The organism is Cyanobium sp. PCC 7001, from assembly GCF_000155635.1.
Taxonomy (GTDB): Bacteria; Cyanobacteriota; Cyanobacteriia; order PCC-6307; family Cyanobiaceae; genus NIES-981.
In genome coordinates this window covers 1,508,129-1,522,623 of the sequence record NZ_DS990556.1, presented here as the reverse complement: position 1 = coordinate 1,522,623, position 14,495 = coordinate 1,508,129, and the positions used below count along the sequence as shown (strand labels likewise).

The window sequence follows — 14,495 nt, the reverse complement described above, 5'->3', positions numbered from 1 at the left end:
GGCACCGGGCCCCGCCTTTATAGGAGTTGAGTGGACGCGAGCGCCTCGGGGACTCAGGCGTCGAAGGTGTTCTTCCCGGTGAACTTGAGATTGGCGGGATTGGTGTTGGCCCCAATGGTGCGGGGGTTGTGGCCGACGATGGGACGACCTTCGTTGACCTTTTCCGGGAACACACCATCTTTTGGATGGAGATATTCAGTGTCACCACCGGGGAAGATCCGGTAGATCTTGTAGTCCTCGATGCGGGGCTTGAACTTGGTGCGGAGCTGGGTGCCGAGGGCCAGGCACTGTTCCTTGCGGGCGAAATACATCAGGTTTTCGCCTTCGTTCATTTCGGCCGCCCCGCCGGTGGGGAGTTCGAAGGCCTGGGCCTTGGAACTGGTCCAGGTGATGGCGTACTTCTCTTCGGTTTCAGCGGCGTTGAGCAGGCCGCCGGTGCTGCCGATGTACTTGGGAAGTTGACCGCTCAGTGCCGTTGCTGTCATGACGAGGTTCAGGTGTCGGCAGACTGTTTCAGCGGGAAGCTAGCACCGTGTTTTTGCCCCTTTCCGCGCCGCCGCGCCACTCTTCACACCCGTCAACAAACCCGGGGCGTGGGAGCGGTTCCCCGCGGATCAGCAGGCCGGGAAGAACACCGTGAGGCCGTTGCCGCTCCGTTCGGTGAGGCGGCCTCCCATGCGCTCGAACAACTGCTGGGTGGCCTGATGGCTCAGCTGCAGGCTGCCGGTGCTGGGGTTCCAGCTGAGCACCGGCCCCACCAGCTCCCGGGCCGTCGCCTGGCTGGGCGGGGCGAGGGGCTGAACGGCCGTGCCCTCGCTGCTCAGCTGCAGTTTCAGCCGTGCTCCGGCGGGCTGCAGCGAAACCACCACGGTGCTGCCCGCCGGCAGGCTGCGGCTGAAGCGGTCGATCAGCCCGCCCAGCATCGTTTCCAGCCGGGCTGGATCGCTGAGCACCGCGGGCAGGCCATCGGCGAGGGTGAGCCGCAGGGTGAGATCACGGCGGGCCAGCTGGCGTTGCCAGAGCGCCTCGAGCTGGCCCAGCAGCTGGCTGAGGTCGGTGCGGGCCAGGGGGCGATCGGCGGGAGGCTGGGCCGGGTCGGCCTGGCGCTGCAGCTCGGCCGCCAGAAAGATCAGGCCGAATCGGTCGATCTGTTCGCTGCATTCCCCATCGATGTGTTCCAGCCGCTGCCGCACCACGGCCGGCAGGTCGGTGCGGCGCAGCAGGGAGCGGATCAGGGTGCGGATGGTGGCCAGCGGCGTGCGCACCTCGTGGGTGAGGGCCTCCAGCAGCGCCAGCTCGGTCTTCACGGCCCGGCTCTCGGCTGGGGAGGGATCGGCCCGCGCCTCCGCCACCATGGGCTGGAGGGTGAGGCTGGGAGCGATGGTCGCCAGGCGGTCCGCCAGCCGCGGCCAGAACCGTTCCCCCAGGGAGGGATCGCTGTGCAGGGGGCCCAGGCGCTGCACGGCTGCCCGCAGTTCGGCCGCGGCGGGTTGATCGGTGCGCTCCAGGCGTTCGTGGATCAGCGTCAGGGCCCGCGAGAGCACCTCGGCGTCGAACCGCACCACCAGGCGCCGGGCCTCGACCGCCCCATCCAGGCAGAGGGCCACCTGCAGATGGGGGGTGATGAGCACCAGCAGCGGGTCGTTGCCGTCGTCGGGCTCGAGGGGCAGGCGCCGGAATCCCCGGCCCGGATCAGCGCCGGCCTGGCGCGATGCCGTGGCGCCGGGGAGCAGCGGGGCCCCTGCCGGCAGCAGCCCATCCAGGGGAGCCGGCGTCCACACCCATCCCTGAAGCTGCTGCAGCAGGTCCGGCTCGTAGAGCGCCGGCAGCGGCGCTGCCAGCCAGAGCCCGGAGAGACTGCCGCGCTCCAGCAGGAAATCCTCCTGAAGGGTGGCCAGGGCCGCCCACCACTGCCGCCGCACGCCGTCGTCACGGCTGGATCCGGGGGGCACCCCCTCGCAGAGGCAGTGCCGCAGCGCGCGCAGGCTGGCCAATCCGCCCCTCCCCTTACCAGCGGTTCGGGGAGGGACGGCCCCGGCGGGCCACGGAGGCGCACAGCCCCAGCGCCATGAAGTTCATCAGCATGGCCGAACGGCCGTAGCTCAGAAACGGCAGGGGGATTCCGGTGATGGGGCCGAGTCCGATCGTCATGTTGATGTTCACCACCACCTGGAACATCAGCATCGCGCCGATTCCCACCACCACCAGTGATTCGTAATCGGTTCGTGCCCGGCCGGCGATCTGCAGCAAGCGCCACATCAGCAGCACGAACCCGGTCACCACCAGCACCGAGCCGATGAAGCCCGTCTCCTCGCCGAGGGCGCTGAAGATGAAATCGGTGTGTTGCTCGGGTATGAACCGCAGCTTGGTGAGGGACCCCTGCATCAGGCCGGTGCCCCAGAGCTGGCCGCTGCCGATGCCCACGGTGCTCTGCAGCAGGTGGTACCCCCCACCGAGGGGGTCCTGCCCGGGGTCGAGGAACAGGGTGAGCCGATCGCGCTGGTGAGGCCGCAGGCCGTGCTCCCAGAGCCAGGGGGTGAGCACGGCGAACAGGGCCTGGATTCCCACGGCCACCGCCAGCATCACACGCTTCCAGGGCAGGGAGGTCCAGGCCAGCCAGCCCATCAGCGGAATCCAGCCGATCAGCAGCCACGGCACGGTCCCCGAGGCGATGGCGCTGACCAGCGGCGAGAGCAGCAGCACCACCCAGGCGGCCGGCATGCCGGCCCAGAACAGCATCACCAGCAGCACCGCGCCGAACACCAGCGAACTGCCGAGGTCGGGCTGGATGAACACCAGCAGCCATGGGGCGGCGATCACGGCCACGGGGCGCACCAGATCCACCGGTCGCTCCACCGGGTGCCGGGCCAGCACGTCCGCCAGCAGCAGGATGCCGCCAAGCTTGGCGAACTCGGAGGGCTGCACGTAGAAGCCGCCGATGTTGATCCAGCTCTGGGCGCCGAGAGCGCTCACCCCCACCACCCGCACGGCGATGAGGCTGATCACCATCGCCGCGAAGATCGGCCACTTCCATGGCAGCAGCCGCTCCAGAGGAAGCCTGGCCAGCAGCAGAGCCAACACCATTCCCACCGCGCCGGTGATCCAGTGCTGGTACCAGTCGGCATAGTTGGCCTGCCGCTGGGTGCTGGCGATCAGCACGCCGGCCACCAGCACCATCGCCAGGGGGATACCCCAGAGGAACCAGTCCACGTTGGCCAGGGGGCGCCGTCGCGCCACTCCGCTCCCCGAGAACAGGCCCCGGTTCCGCCGCCGTGGCAGGGTCACCATCCGTTCAGGCCGGCACCGCCGCGAGCGAGGCCACCTTGCCGGCCAGGGCCATGAAGCCACGCGCTGTCGCCGATTCGGGTGCCGTCAGCACCACGGGGCGGCCGCCGTCGCCGGCCTCGCGCACCGGCATCTCCAGGGGCAGCTCAGCCAGCAGGGGAACGCCTGCCTCCCGGGCCAGCCGCTCACCGCCACCCTGCCCGAAGATCGGGTAGAGCTTGTCGGGGGCATCGGGCGGGATGAAGCCGCTCATGTTCTCCACCACCCCCAGCACCGGCACGCCCATCTGCAGGAACATCGCCAGGCCGCGGCGGGCGTCGGCCAGGGACACCTCCTGGGGCGTGGTGACCACGATCACACCGGCCATCGGCACCGCCTGGGCCAGGGTGAGCTGGGCATCGCCGGTGCCGGGGGGAAGGTCCACCACCACCACATCGCGTTGCCCCCAGGCCACCTGGTAGAGGAACTGGCGGATGATCCCGTTCAGCATCGGACCTCTCCAGATCACCGGCTGGTTCTCCGCGATCAGCAGCCCCATCGACACCATGGCGATGCCGCAGGTCTCGATCGGTTGCAGCTCCTGGCTGGCTCCCTCCCCACTCACTTCCGGGGTCCGGTCGGCCACCCCGAGCATGGTGGGGGCATTGGGTCCGTAGATGTCGGCATCGAGCAGGCCCACCCGCAGGCCGCTGCGGGCCAGGGCACAGGCCAGGTTCACGGCCACCGTGCTCTTGCCCACGCCCCCCTTGCCGCTGCTCACGGCGATCACCTGTTTCACGCCGGGGATGGGCTGCTGCTGGGGCAGCTGGCCCTGGCCGCCGGGCCCGTGCCCCGCCGCGCCGATCGCAGCACCGCTGTGGCCTGAGCCCTCGGGCTGGGCCAGTTCGATCTGCACGTCCTGCACGCCGTCAAGGCCGAGCAGAGCCTGGCGCGCCTCGGCGGCGATCCGATCTCTCTGGCTCTGGGCAAAGCCCGGCAGGGCCAGGCGGATCACCGCCCGCTCCCCCTGCAGGCGCGGATCCTGAATCCAGCCCAGCTCCAGCACGCCACGGCCGCTGCCCGCGTCCTTGAGACCGCTCAGGGCGGCGCGGGCCTGCTCGACAGTGGCCATCCGGGGAGCATGCAGGGAGGGTCGATCCTAGAAGGCATCAGCCGGATGGCTGGCATGACAGAGCCTCTCGAACACTTGATGGCCGGGCGGCCGGGCTGAAATGGTGAAACCGTTTCAGGCGCCCGTGGGGCGCGATGTGATGGCCAAGGCCGAGTCGACGCTGGGGTCCACTGGGAGTGCGGAACTCGGGTTGGAGGCCCCGCCGGCGGGGTCGCGGCAGCGGGCCCGCGCTCTGTTGCTCGGCCTGCAGGACTCGATCTGTGCCGGTCTGGAACAACTCGATGGCGAGGGCCGCTTCGCCGAGGAGAGCTGGGAGCGCCCGGAGGGCGGCGGTGGGCGCTCACGGGTGATGAAGGAGGGCCGGGTGTTCGAGCAGGGGGGCGTGAACTTCTCGGAGGTGCAGGGTTCGGAGCTGCCCCCCTCGATCCTCAGCCAGCGACCGGAAGCCAAGGGCCACCCCTGGTTCGCCACCGGCACCTCGATGGTGCTGCATCCCCGCAACCCCTACATCCCCACCGTCCACCTCAACTACCGCTACTTCGAGGCGGGGCCGGTGTGGTGGTTCGGCGGCGGCGCCGACCTCACCCCCTACTACCCCTTTCTGGAGGACGCCCGCCATTTCCATCGCACCCTCAAGGGGGCCTGCGACAGCGTGAACCCGGCCTACTACCCGGTGTTCAAACCCTGGTGCGACGAATACTTCTTTCTGCGCCACCGCCAGGAAACCCGCGGCGTGGGCGGCATCTTCTACGACTACCAGGACCCGCGCGGCGTGCTCTACAAGGGGCAGAACCCCGAAGGACCCGCCGCCGCCGCCAGCCTGCGGCAGGGTCCGCTCCCCCAGAGCTGGGAGCAGCTGTTCCAGCTGGCCAGCGCCTGCGGCCATGCCTTCCTGCCGAGCTACGTGCCGATCGCCGAGAAGCGCCAGCACACGACCTACGGGGATCGGGAGCGGCAGTTCCAGCTCTACCGGCGCGGCCGCTACGTGGAATTCAACCTGGTGTTCGACCGGGGCACGATCTTCGGGCTGCAGACCAATGGCCGCACCGAATCGATCCTGATGTCCCTGCCGCCGTTGGTGCGGTGGGAATACGGCTACAGCGCCGGTGAGGGCAGCCGCGAAGCCCTGCTGACGGAGCTGTTCACCCGCCCCCAGGACTGGTTGGAGGACGGCTCGCTGGAGGCCCGCTGCGCCCCTCACCAGGCCGTGAACTGAGGCCACTGCCGCTGCCGCTGGGGCCAGGCGCGGCGATGGCCGGCCTGGCCAGGCCGGGCTCAGCCAGCCCCTGCTCCAGGGCCGCCACCACCCGTTCGGCGATGGCGCCGATGGTGGCGTTGCGGCGGCGCGGATCGCGCAGGGCCCGCTCCAGCGTCCCCTCCAGCTTGCCGATCTCGAGGATGGCGATGCCGCGGCGAGGGGCGCCAAGCCCTTCGCGGTAGAGCAGGGGGTAGGCGCCGAAGGCCTGGGCCAGGCTCTCGTCCAGCCGGCTGGGGTGGCGGTGCAGGGGCGGGATCAACCCCGAGCCCACCCCATCCGGTCCGTAGGCGTCGTAGTGGATCTCCAGCGCGTAGCCCCCGCGCGCCGCGTGAGTCTTGCCGACGCTCCAGTTGGTGCGCGGATCGTCGCCATCGACGATGGTGCGCGCGGGGGGGTCGTAGAGCCGGATCGCCAGGCCCCGCTGGCGGCCCAGGGCCACCACGGCCCGGGCCGTGAGCAGGTTCCAGTAGAGCTCGTCGCGGATGCCGGTCTGCATCGGCCGGGCTCCGAGGCGATCCACCGCTTCACCGGCGGTGCCGGCGCCGGCGATGCCCTGGGAATCGGCGTGGCCGGCCATCACCAGAATCTCGGTGTCGCCCGGCAACGTGCGCAGGCCGATCCAGTCCTTCTGGCTGCTGAGGCGGCTGCGGGGGCCGGTGAGGGGATCGGGCCCGGGGATCTCCGGTGCCCGGGCGATGGCGGCCGGTGCCAGCAGCAGGGCCGCGAGCCCGAGCAGCAGGGCCGGCCGGCGCAGGTTGGTGAGGTGCAACGGCATGGAAGGACACCAGCGGGCAGGCGGGCAGGGATGCAGGGCCCATTCCGTCGGCGCCCATCCTCGGGGAGATTCAGATGGGGGAGCTCAACAGATTGGCATCGCTGAACAGCCCCAGCCGGGGACCGAGCTCCAGCTCGATCGCGATCAGCTCGTCGCGGTGGGCGCGCAGCCGCAGGGCGCTGCCCGTGGCCAGGTCGTGGCTGATCAGCCGCAGCTCCACCGTTTCGGCCCGGGCGGCCCGGCGGCTGTAGATCAGGCCGGCCAGCGGGCCCAGCAGCATCAGCAGCAGGGGCCACCAGCCAAGGGCCGGCTGCACCTGCCGGATCACCAGGCCGAGGCAACCCGCTCCCACCGCTCCCAGCAGCGAGAGCAGGCCTGCCAGCACGGCGCTGGAGCGAACCTGACCGCGGAAGCGGAGGCTGCGCTGGTCGGGATCGCTGGCCTCCGCCATCCAGCCCCGTTGCTGCAGCCAGGTGCTGAGGCAATCGAGCACCTCCAGGGGAGGCTTCGACGACCGCACCTCCACGGTGGTTGTGCGGTCCTTGCTGGCGGCCCGCAGAAAGAACACCAGCCCCACCGCCAGCAGCAGCGTGAGCACAAGGGTGGAGCTGGTGGAGGTCATGGCCCGTCCGTGGTGACCCCATTCTGGAGGGGAGCCAGGCGAGCGGCGTCCAACATGGACCCGCCATCCCCCTGCCGTGCCGCCTCCGCAAGCCATGACCGCCACCCCCACCAGCAACCTGCCGGCTCCGTCCCGCTTCGCCGTGTTCGACGGCGACCTCGACGCCGGTTGGGCGGAGCTCTACGCCGGTGCCCGGGCCCTGGCGGTGGACACCGAGGCCATGGGTCTGATCCACGGCCGCGACCGACTGTGTCTGGTGCAGATCTGCGACGACGCCGACAACGTGTGCTGCATCCGGCTCCGCCGGGGTCAGAGCTCCGCCCCGCACCTGCAGGCCCTGATGGAGAACGCCGCCATCGAAAAGGTGTTCCACTTCGCCCGCTTCGATGTGGCCGCCCTGGCCGAGAACCTCGGCATTGCGGTGCATCCGATCTTCTGCACCAAGATCGGCAGCCGTCTGGCCCGCACCTACAGCCCCCGGCACGGTCTCAAGGATGTGGTGCAGGAACTGGTGGGGGTGGAGCTGGACAAACGCGCCCAGAGCTCGGACTGGGGCGAGGTGGATGACCTCAGCGAGGCCCAGTTGGCCTATGCCGCCGGCGATGTGCGCTACCTGCTGCAGGCCCGCGACCGGCTCGAGCGGATGCTGCGGCGCGAGGAACGCTGGGAGCTGGCCCAGCGCTGCTTCACCTGTCTGCCGGTGTTCGCCGATCTGGATCGCCAGCGTTTCCACCTGCTGTTCGAGCACTCCAGCGGCGGCAACCGCTGAGGCTGGGCGTCAGTCCTGGAGCCTTCGCTGCTCGGCCCTTCAGTCCTCGAGCATGAAGTGCTCGTCGCTGCCCACGGCTTCCAGCAGGGACGAGAGCATGGCGTGGTTGGCATCGCTGCTGGAGGTGGCCTCGGCCAGCAGTTCCTCGGCCAGGGCCTGCCGCCCGGCGGTGTCCCGGATGCCGGCCGCCGTCGCCTTCACCTCCACCTTCCGCCGGGCCGCCGCCAGGCTCACCCCCATGGCGCTGGCCAGCCTGGCGCAGGCCGCGTTGTAGGCCCGATCGGGGATGCCCGCCATGGGTGCTGCCGTGTCAGAACCCCTGCATCATCCCAAGCGGTCGGAGAGCAGCCGCTCCTCCACCAGGGCAGCGAGGCGGGCACCGCCGCCGGCATCGCCCATGCGCCGCCGGCCCTGCCGGCCCAGGTGCTCCCGCAGGGCTCCATCCTCCAGGAGCCGGCCGAGCCGCTCGGCCAGCTCCTGCGGTCCGGCGCAGGGCTGAACCGCGCCTCCCAGCAGGCGGCTCTGCCGCCGGGCGAAGTTGGTGGTGAACTGGGGGCCAGCGCCTGGAAGGGAGAGCACGGGCACCCCCATGCCGGTCAGTTGCTCAGTGGCCGTGCCGGCATTGGCCAGCCCCACCTCGCTCCAGGGCGCCCACCGCTCGAAGCAGCCATAGCCAAGCAGCACCTGCAGCAGTCCGCGGCGCCAGGCGGCCGCGACCCCGATGGCCGCGGCGTCCGCATCCGGATCCATGGGCTCGAGTCCGTGCTGGTGCAGCCGTTGGGCCCAGTCCTGCCGTTCGGGCCGGGCGGTGCTGGCGATCAGCAGCGTGGTGGGGGCGGTGGGTTGCCAGGCCTCCAGCAGCGCCAGCAGGCGGGTGGCGTTGCGCAGGCACTCCGGCATCCGGCTGCCGGGCAGAAGCAGCAGCCGGCGTCGCTGCCGCAACCACACGGGAGGGAGCTCTACGGGGTCGAGGCGATCGAGCATCGGATTGCCCGGGGCTACTGCCGGCACGCCCCGCCGGCGCAGGCCCCGGGCCGTGAACCGGTCGCGCACGGCCACCAGCTGACAGCGCGGCTGCCGCATCAGGGCCCATTCCCAGGGGTCCCATTCACTGCCCTTGCAGCGGTGGTAGGCGTCGGCCAGGGGGGTGGGGCGCCAGCCCCGGGGCACCGGGGAGGCCCAGGTGAAATCGCTCTTGGGCGTGCCGATGAACCCATAGGACGCACCCGATGCCCAGGCCAGCGCCAGGGGCACCAGATCGCCGATCGCCAGCACCGCCCCGCCGGGGTTGCCCCGGCGCCAGGCCTGCAGCACGCGCCACTGCTGCCAGCTGAGCCGGGCCAGGCCCGCCCGCAGGTCCTGGCCCAGACCCGCCAGGCTCTGGTTGCTGAATCCCCCGCTGGGCAGGGGGAGCCGAGGCCCCAGCAACCGAAGCCGGCCTTGGGCGCCGCTGCGCTCGAAGCTTCCGCCCTCGCCCACCAGCGGCAGAACGGCGGGCACCAGGCCGGGTTGGCGCTCCAGCAGTGCCTCGATCACGCGCAGGGCGATCAGGTCTTCACCATGGCCGTTGCTCAGAACCAGCAGCGGGGCAGGCATGCCATGGCTGATACGATCCGCTCACGGGAGTTTGCTCCCCGGTCGGCGGCATGGCCAAGTGGTAAGGCAGAGGATTGCAAATCCTTTACCCCCAGTTCGAATCTGGGTGCCGCCTCTTTCTTGCTGATCCCGATTCCTGCCCCCGATTCGTGACACCCTGCTGCCCGGATCGGGGGCCGTGCATAGCGTGTGCGAGATCCCCCCGAAGCACGAGCCGAGGCACGATGCGATTCCAAGGTCCCCTCGTCCAAGGTCCTCTGCTCCATGGTCCCCTGGCCGCCGCCACGTCCCGGAACCGGGCAGCGGCTCTGCTCGTGACGCTGGGAATTCTGCTCGGCAGCTTCCTGTCGCAGCCGGCCGGGGCCTGCGAGCGCCATCTCGATGGCCATCACAACGGTTCCGACACCGCCCACGAGACCATGGGACGCTGAGGATCAAGCGCCGCTGGGCTCAGGGCATCCGGGCTTCGGCCACCCAGCTCCCACCCGTGGGATTGTGCGCTTCACAGTGCAGCCTCGCCTCCTGGAGGGTGCACGTGCCTCGGGCCAGATGGGTGCGGGGAAGTTCCAGGATCAGTCCGCGATCGTCGTAGCGGCTCCCCGCCACCGTGCTCACGATGAGGGCGGTGGGCAGCCTCGGGTCGCAGCGTCCGTCATCGGAGCAGTCCATGGCCGGCTGGCCGTCCTTCAGCTGTCCCACGAACAGGAGCTCTTCGGCGGCGACTGCCGGTCCCTGACCGTCTGCCATGAAGCGCACGGAGAGAACCCCGGCCAGATTCTGCTCCAGCCGCACAGCGTGGCAGCCGCGCGCCTCCTGATTGATGCGCAGGTCGCAGTGGTGGGTCTGGCTCTCCCAGCGCCCGTAGCCCTGGCCGCGGGCTGGTGCGGAGCTGGCCTCCAGCGCCAGCCCGCCCGCCTGCAGAGCGATCAGCAGCGCGACTCTCAGTAGCCCGAATCCGCCACGCAGAAGCCCTGGCAGCTGATCCCGTTGCTGGCGGTGCGGCCGCAGTGGTGGCAGAGCACCGGCTCGTCGTCTGGCGCAGGGGCGGACGGAGATGGGCACGGCTCGCGGGCAGGCAGGGTGGAGGACTGGGGCGTCGACAACGCGCTCATCTTGGATGGTTCACCGCAGGGGATCCAGCTCACCATGGCGCATTCCACTCCGCCGCCGTCCGCGCCGCCCGGCATCGGCGTGGGCACCTGGGCCTGGGGCAACCAGCTGCTCTGGGGCTATGACCCCGCGCAGGACGACCAGCTGCTGGCCACCTTCACCAGGGCCGTGGACCTGGGGCTTGGCTGGTTCGACACGGCCGATTCCTACGGCACGGGCCGCTTCAATGGTCGCAGCGAGTTGTTGCTGGGGCGGTTCTGCGCGGGCCTCTCCCCCGGGAAGCGCCAGAACCTGCTGGTCGCCACCAAGCTGGCTCCGTTCCCCTGGCGCCTGGGGCGAAACGGCCTGAAGCGTGCCTTTGCCGCGTCGCGAGAGCGGCTGCAGGGGAAGCTCGATCGCGTGCAGCTGCACTGGAGCACCGCCCGCTACGCCCCCTGGCAGGAAGGGCCCCTGCTGGAGGGCCTGGCCGACCTGGTGACGGAGGGGCAGGTGCCCGAGCTCGGCGTTTCGAATGTGGGGCCCCGCCGTCTGCGCCAGATGCACGCCAAGATGGCCCGGCGCGGGGTGCAGCTCCGCAGCCTCCAGGTGCAGCTGTCCCTGCTGTGCCCGGAGCCGCTGGAGGCCGGTGGTGTGGCCGAGGTGTGCAGGGAGCTCGGGATCGAGCTGATCGCCTACAGCCCCCTGGCCCTCGGACTCCTGGCCAGGGGTGGGGGCCAGGAACCACCCGCGGGTCCCCGTGGGGCCCTGTTCCGGCGGCTGACCCCCCAGTTGGCGCCGCTGCTCGCCGCGATGGAGGCGATGGCGCGCCCGCGATCGACTCCCCTGGCGGCCGTGGCCCTGAACTGGTGCCGCGCCCATGGGGCGATGCCGATCCCTGGACTGCGCCGCCCGAGCCAGGCCGAGCTGGCCGCCCAGGCCCTCAACTGGCAGCTCGAGCCCGCTGAGCGGGAGGAGCTCGATCGCCTGGCCCGGGCCTTGCCGCGCCGGATGCCCGCCAACCCCTTTGCCAGCGCCTGACGGGCGAGGGGCCTTGGGGCTGCTGAATCAGGAGCCGGCAGGCGCCGGAGTGAGCACCACCGGCATGGCTGCGGGGCGCACCACCGGCATCACCGGGAAGCTGCGGCCGGAGTCGCCCGCCTCCGGGCCGTCGCCATCGGCCAGCTTGGTCTGGAGCTGGTCCTTCGGCTCGCAGGCCGTCAGGGCCTCCTGCAGCAGGGAATCGAAGGTGGCGCCGGGCAGGCGGTGCCGGGCCAGCTCCATGAAGGCACGGGCCAGGGATTCACCGGCGGCCGCGCGCAGGGCCGGGTTGTTGCGGCGCAGATCCTGTTCCTCGTCGATGGCGCGGATGAATCGCTCGGTCACATCCCGCTTGGTGCAGGCACGGATGCGCGTGTCCTGCTCCGCCTGGGTGAGGCCGACACGGGCCTCCAGTTCAGCGAGGCGCCGCAGCAGGCTCTCCAGCACCTCCCTGGCCTCCTTGGCGATGTGGGCCAGTTGCCCGTCGGAGAGCCGGGGCAGGTCAGCCACGTAGACCTTGCCGTGGTCCCGCAGGGTCAGAAACGTGGGCCGCAGGCCGCCCCGAACGCCATGGGGATGGCCATCCCTGGGGCGGACCGGCCGGGTCGGGGGCAGGGGGCCGGCCGAGCTGCGGCGCCGGGTGATGCGTTGCCCGGTGGTGAAGGAGGTTTGCGGCTTATTCATGCGGTATGGCGTGGAACGGCGTGACGCGGGCACACCCTGTCGCTGGAGATGTTCCGGACACGCGCTTTCCGGGAGGGTTTGGGAGGGTTTGGGTCGTCGGGGTGGGCCCGGCCCGGGTGGATGGAAATCCTGGGCAGCAGCAGGGCCAATCTGCCAGCGAAGCTGGCAGGGATCCAGCCAGGCGCTGTTCGGCAATCCGTCGGGGCCTGCAGGCAGGCGCTGCCTGCGTCGATCAGAGCGGCAGCCCGCTGATCCCGGAGCTGTCCTCGGCTCCGCCCGCCAGCACCTCGCCCAGCCGCCAGGCGGCGTGGCCGGCCGCCGCGCAGCAGGCGAGCGCAGCCTCCTCGGCCTCCGGAGGCACCACCAGGCAATAGCCCACCCCCAGATTGAAGGTGTTCCAGAGGTCGCTCTCCGGCACCTCCCCCGCCGCCTGCAGCCAGCGGAACACCGGCGGCCGCTCCCAGCTGCTCGGATCCACCCGCGCCTCCACGCCGGAAGGAAGGCAGCGGGGCAGGTTCTCCGGCAGCCCGCCGCCGGTGATGTGGGCCATGCCCCGCACGGGCACCGGCGCCTTCAGCAGGGCCTTCACGAGATCGCCATACAGACGGGTCGGGGTCAGCAGCGCGTCGAGGAGCCCCCGGTCGCTGCCGGGCAGCGGGGTCGAGGCCGTGGCACCACTGGCTTCCAGGATCCGGCGCACGAGGCTGAAGCCGTTGCTGTGCACGCCGCTGCTGGCCACCGCAAGGATCGCATCGCCGGCCTGGATGCGGCTGCCGTCGATCAACGCGGCCTCCTCCACCACGGCCACGCAGAACCCGGCCAGGTCATAGCGGCCAGGGCCGTAGAAACCGGGCATCTCGGCCGTTTCCCCTCCCAGCAGGGCGCAGCCGCTTTGGCGGCATCCCTCGGCAATGCCCTCCACCACCGCGGCCATCGCCTCTGGACTGAGCCTGCCGGTGGCGATGTAATCCAGAAAGAAGAGGGGCTCGGCGCCGCTGGTGATCACGTCGTTGACGCACATCGCCACCAGGTCGATGCCCACGTCATGGTGGCGGCCATGGGCCTGGGCGAGCTCCAGCTTGGTGCCGACACCATCGGTGCCGGCCACCAGCAAGGGTTGGCTGAGGCCGCTCGGCAGGCGGCAGAGCCCGCCGAATCCGCCCAGGCCGCCCAGCACCTCTGGGCGGTGGGTGGCCTCCACGCTGGAGCGGATCCGATCCACGAAGGCCCGGCCTGCTGCCACGTCCACCCCGGCCGTGCGGTAATCCATGCCTCGAACCCCGGTCTGTGATGGGGGAATCCTCCGATGCCGGGGGGAGGCGGCTGCGGCGTGACCACCGCTGCCGGACAGCCGCTGGATTGGCACAAGCTTGAATCAGTGTGGCTTATTTCATTGATCGGACTGGCTGATCAGTGTGAATGGGTCTGGGATGGGTAACCCCAGGCCTGGGCTCGGGAGTCGTGTTTGATGACAAAAACTGATCAGTCTTCGCCTCCATCCCGATGGCAGAAAACCGGTGGAAATGCCACTACCTTTGCGCAGTTGTTTTCTGGTCAGGAACTCCGCAGGCGAATTCGCTACCCATTCGGCCGCTAATCACGTCCATATCCGGCCGCGGTGGTTTCTGTCACCGCTCTCGGAGACTGAACCAGGGCCAAGCGAATCCAACGCCTTCGAACCTTTCTCGAGGTTGCTGTTCTGCAGCGGGTTCCGCTTGTTATGCACCGAACCTTCTCGCTCGGGGCCATCGCCCTCACTCTCGCCAGCAGCGCCCTGGTTCCAGGCATCGCGGAACCTGCCCGGGCTGCCGAGTCCCCGTCAGTGGCGTCGGCTGCCCCAGCCACCCCTCTGGCCATTCGTGACGCCGACTCCACTCCCGCACCGGTTGAAGGGCTGCAACAGATTGCTCCCCCGGTGCGCATCGCCACCAGCACCCCGGCCGTCGTCAAGGTGATCCGTGGTCAGGCCAGCTGGTATGGCCCCGGCTTCTACGGCCGCCGCACCGCCAGTGGCGAACGCTTCCGCCGCGGCACCCTCACCGCTGCCCACCGCACCCTTCCTTTCGGCACGAAGGTGCGGGTGACCAACCTCCGCAACGGCCGCTCCACCGTCGTGCGCATCAACGACCGTGGTCCGTTCCACGGCAACCGCGTGATCGATCTGGCCCACGGTGCCGCCTCCGAGGTGGGTCTCACCGCCAGTGGTCTGGCTCCGGTGAAGCTGGAAGTGCTGCGCTGATCGCCGCGCCGGTCAGGGCAAGCCCATCG

At 70.4% G+C, this 14,495-nt stretch carries 15 protein-coding genes and 1 tRNA gene; 5 read left to right on the top strand and 11 right to left on the bottom strand.

The genetic code is table 11. The features are described 5' to 3' along the window. Positions 1 to 53: 53 nt before the first annotated feature. The 4 genes from CPCC7001_RS07585 to CPCC7001_RS07570 form a co-directional block, all read right to left on the bottom strand. Positions 54 to 485, bottom strand: coding sequence for a photosystem I reaction center subunit II PsaD (locus tag CPCC7001_RS07585; protein WP_006910658.1), 432 nt, complete (start codon positions 483 to 485; stop codon positions 54 to 56). 129 nt (positions 486 to 614) lie between these two features. Continuing rightward, complete coding sequence (locus CPCC7001_RS07580) at positions 615 to 1,994, bottom strand: sensor histidine kinase KdpD (RefSeq protein ID WP_006910845.1); 1,380 nt, start codon at positions 1,992 to 1,994, stop codon at positions 615 to 617. Between the two features lie 13 nt (positions 1,995 to 2,007). Continuing rightward, positions 2,008 to 3,288 carry a rod shape-determining protein RodA gene (gene rodA, locus CPCC7001_RS07575; protein ID WP_006910113.1) on the bottom strand — a complete coding sequence of 427 codons (1,281 nt, stop codon included), beginning with the start codon at positions 3,286 to 3,288 and terminating at the stop codon, positions 2,008 to 2,010. 4 nt (positions 3,289 to 3,292) lie between these two features. Next, on the bottom strand, positions 3,293 to 4,396 hold the full coding sequence (locus tag CPCC7001_RS07570; protein WP_006910428.1) for an Mrp/NBP35 family ATP-binding protein: 1,104 nt from the start codon (positions 4,394 to 4,396) through the stop codon (positions 3,293 to 3,295). A gap of 139 nt (positions 4,397 to 4,535) precedes the next feature. On the opposite strand from CPCC7001_RS07570, the gene hemF reads away from it, so the two are divergent. Beyond that, complete coding sequence (gene hemF, locus CPCC7001_RS07565) at positions 4,536 to 5,612, top strand: oxygen-dependent coproporphyrinogen oxidase (protein WP_050757208.1); 1,077 nt, start codon at positions 4,536 to 4,538, stop codon at positions 5,610 to 5,612. Here the strand turns inward: hemF and CPCC7001_RS07560 are convergent. Together CPCC7001_RS07560 and CPCC7001_RS07555 are read right to left on the bottom strand one after the other, a co-directional pair. Beyond that, positions 5,539 to 6,429 (bottom strand): hypothetical protein, encoded by an 891-nt coding sequence (locus CPCC7001_RS07560; RefSeq protein WP_050757092.1) that lies wholly within the window; start codon positions 6,427 to 6,429, stop codon positions 5,539 to 5,541. The genes hemF and CPCC7001_RS07560 overlap by 74 nt on opposite strands. A gap of 70 nt (positions 6,430 to 6,499) precedes the next feature. Then, positions 6,500 to 7,051 carry a cofactor assembly of complex C subunit B gene (locus CPCC7001_RS07555; protein ID WP_006910150.1) on the bottom strand — a complete coding sequence of 184 codons (552 nt, stop codon included), beginning with the start codon at positions 7,049 to 7,051 and terminating at the stop codon, positions 6,500 to 6,502. A gap of 94 nt (positions 7,052 to 7,145) precedes the next feature. On the opposite strand from CPCC7001_RS07555, the gene CPCC7001_RS07550 reads away from it, so the two are divergent. Next, a complete protein-coding gene (locus CPCC7001_RS07550) occupies positions 7,146 to 7,820 on the top strand; it encodes a ribonuclease D (RefSeq protein WP_006910311.1) in 675 nt (224 codons plus the stop codon). Positions 7,821 to 7,859: 39 nt separating this feature from the next. On the opposite strand, the gene CPCC7001_RS07545 is transcribed toward CPCC7001_RS07550, so the two are convergent. Both CPCC7001_RS07545 and CPCC7001_RS07540 read right to left on the bottom strand, forming a co-directional pair. Continuing rightward, positions 7,860 to 8,117 carry a hypothetical protein gene (locus tag CPCC7001_RS07545; protein ID WP_006910930.1) on the bottom strand — a complete coding sequence of 86 codons (258 nt, stop codon included), beginning with the start codon at positions 8,115 to 8,117 and terminating at the stop codon, positions 7,860 to 7,862. Positions 8,118 to 8,144: 27 nt separating this feature from the next. After that, positions 8,145 to 9,416 carry a lipid-A-disaccharide synthase-related protein gene (locus tag CPCC7001_RS07540; protein WP_006909725.1) on the bottom strand — a complete coding sequence of 424 codons (1,272 nt, stop codon included), beginning with the start codon at positions 9,414 to 9,416 and terminating at the stop codon, positions 8,145 to 8,147. A 44-nt stretch (positions 9,417 to 9,460) separates the two neighbouring features. Here CPCC7001_RS07540 and CPCC7001_RS07535 point away from each other — a divergent pair. Further along, positions 9,461 to 9,531: transfer RNA gene (locus CPCC7001_RS07535), tRNA-Cys, on the top strand. Positions 9,532 to 9,866: 335 nt separating this feature from the next. On the opposite strand, the gene CPCC7001_RS15155 is transcribed toward CPCC7001_RS07535, so the two are convergent. Then, positions 9,867 to 10,478 carry a hypothetical protein gene (locus tag CPCC7001_RS15155; RefSeq protein ID WP_043368777.1) on the bottom strand — a complete coding sequence of 204 codons (612 nt, stop codon included), beginning with the start codon at positions 10,476 to 10,478 and terminating at the stop codon, positions 9,867 to 9,869. Between the two features lie 84 nt (positions 10,479 to 10,562). On the opposite strand from CPCC7001_RS15155, the gene CPCC7001_RS07520 reads away from it, so the two are divergent. After that, a complete protein-coding gene (locus CPCC7001_RS07520) occupies positions 10,563 to 11,543 on the top strand; it encodes an aldo/keto reductase (RefSeq protein WP_050757206.1) in 981 nt (326 codons plus the stop codon). Between the two features lie 27 nt (positions 11,544 to 11,570). Here the strand turns inward: CPCC7001_RS07520 and CPCC7001_RS07515 are convergent, their stop codons facing one another. Both CPCC7001_RS07515 and purM read right to left on the bottom strand, forming a co-directional pair. Next, entirely contained in the window at positions 11,571 to 12,227 is a 657-nt protein-coding gene (locus CPCC7001_RS07515) for a hypothetical protein (protein ID WP_006910373.1), read from the bottom strand. A gap of 232 nt (positions 12,228 to 12,459) precedes the next feature. Beyond that, on the bottom strand, positions 12,460 to 13,497 hold the full coding sequence (purM, locus tag CPCC7001_RS07510) for a phosphoribosylformylglycinamidine cyclo-ligase (protein ID WP_006911361.1): 1,038 nt from the start codon (positions 13,495 to 13,497) through the stop codon (positions 12,460 to 12,462). Positions 13,498 to 13,947: 450 nt separating this feature from the next. On the opposite strand from purM, the gene CPCC7001_RS07505 reads away from it, so the two are divergent. Then, the gene (locus CPCC7001_RS07505) at positions 13,948 to 14,466 is read left to right on the top strand and encodes a septal ring lytic transglycosylase RlpA family protein (RefSeq protein ID WP_006911789.1); all 519 of its coding nucleotides are present in this window, start codon (positions 13,948 to 13,950) and stop codon (positions 14,464 to 14,466) included. Positions 14,467 to 14,495: the final 29 nt, after the last annotated feature.

What these genes read in the sequence shown, in the direction of transcription:
- CPCC7001_RS07585 (WP_006910658.1), bottom strand. Translation starts at nt 485, where the DNA reads ATGACAGCAACGGCACTGAGCGGTCAACTTCCCAAGTACATCGGCAGC.
- rodA (WP_006910113.1), bottom strand. Translation starts at nt 3,288, where the DNA reads ATGGTGACCCTGCCACGGCGGCGGAACCGGGGCCTGTTCTCGGGGAGC.
- CPCC7001_RS07570 (WP_006910428.1), bottom strand. Translation starts at nt 4,396, where the DNA reads ATGGCCACTGTCGAGCAGGCCCGCGCCGCCCTGAGCGGTCTCAAGGAC.
- hemF (WP_050757208.1), top strand. Translation starts at nt 4,536, where the DNA reads ATGGCCAAGGCCGAGTCGACGCTGGGGTCCACTGGGAGTGCGGAACTC.
- CPCC7001_RS07560 (WP_050757092.1), bottom strand. Translation starts at nt 6,429, where the DNA reads ATGCCGTTGCACCTCACCAACCTGCGCCGGCCGGCCCTGCTGCTCGGG.
- CPCC7001_RS07555 (WP_006910150.1), bottom strand. Translation starts at nt 7,051, where the DNA reads ATGACCTCCACCAGCTCCACCCTTGTGCTCACGCTGCTGCTGGCGGTG.
- CPCC7001_RS07550 (WP_006910311.1), top strand. Translation starts at nt 7,146, where the DNA reads ATGACCGCCACCCCCACCAGCAACCTGCCGGCTCCGTCCCGCTTCGCC.
- CPCC7001_RS07545 (WP_006910930.1), bottom strand. Translation starts at nt 8,117, where the DNA reads ATGGCGGGCATCCCCGATCGGGCCTACAACGCGGCCTGCGCCAGGCTG.
- CPCC7001_RS07540 (WP_006909725.1), bottom strand. Translation starts at nt 9,416, where the DNA reads ATGCCTGCCCCGCTGCTGGTTCTGAGCAACGGCCATGGTGAAGACCTG.
- CPCC7001_RS07520 (WP_050757206.1), top strand. Translation starts at nt 10,563, where the DNA reads ATGGCGCATTCCACTCCGCCGCCGTCCGCGCCGCCCGGCATCGGCGTG.
- CPCC7001_RS07515 (WP_006910373.1), bottom strand. Translation starts at nt 12,227, where the DNA reads ATGAATAAGCCGCAAACCTCCTTCACCACCGGGCAACGCATCACCCGG.
- purM (WP_006911361.1), bottom strand. Translation starts at nt 13,497, where the DNA reads ATGGATTACCGCACGGCCGGGGTGGACGTGGCAGCAGGCCGGGCCTTC.
- CPCC7001_RS07505 (WP_006911789.1), top strand. Translation starts at nt 13,948, where the DNA reads ATGCACCGAACCTTCTCGCTCGGGGCCATCGCCCTCACTCTCGCCAGC.